The organism is Nocardia sp. NRRL S-836, assembly GCF_001279525.1.
Taxonomy (GTDB): Bacteria; Actinomycetota; Actinomycetes; order Mycobacteriales; family Pseudonocardiaceae; genus Lentzea.
In genome coordinates, this window is the sequence record NZ_LGDY01000019.1 from 1 (window position 1) to 432 (window position 432).

1 protein-coding gene is annotated in these 432 nt (G+C 71.3%); it reads left to right on the plus strand.

Annotated elements, in window-relative coordinates; translation table 11 throughout:
- Nucleotides 1–255 precede the first annotated feature (255 nt).
- On the plus strand, nucleotides 256–432 hold a 177-nt coding region (locus tag ADL03_RS50670; protein WP_369808933.1), incomplete at its 3' end, for a sigma factor.

The window sequence follows — 432 nt, forward strand, 5'->3', positions numbered from 1 at the left end:
GCGCCACTGCTCGCCGGGTCGCTCCTCGACGAACGCGCGGAACGTCGTGCAGCGGTGGTCGCGGTCGCTCACCTGGGCTACCTCCTCCTTCGCCGGGTGTCATGTAACTAGCGCGCCGCCTCGCGCAGCCACGCGGAACCACCGGCAGAACCTGCGGGCCGGCGAGTTCTTCCGGTGGTTCCGCGTGGTCGCCGGCGGCTCCGGCGGGTGAACTTCGGTACGTCAACAGGCGCCGAAACAGGGGAGGTGGCCACCATGGCTTCTCGTCACGTCACCGAGGAACCGCCGTCGCGGGTGGCGGCGAGCTCATTTCTGGCGGAGCTGCACGGAGAGCACCGGGAGCACCTCCTGCGGTTCACCCGCCGGCTGCTGCCCGGTGACCCGCACCGGGCGGAGGACGTCGTGCAGGAGTGCATGCTGCGGGCGTGGCGG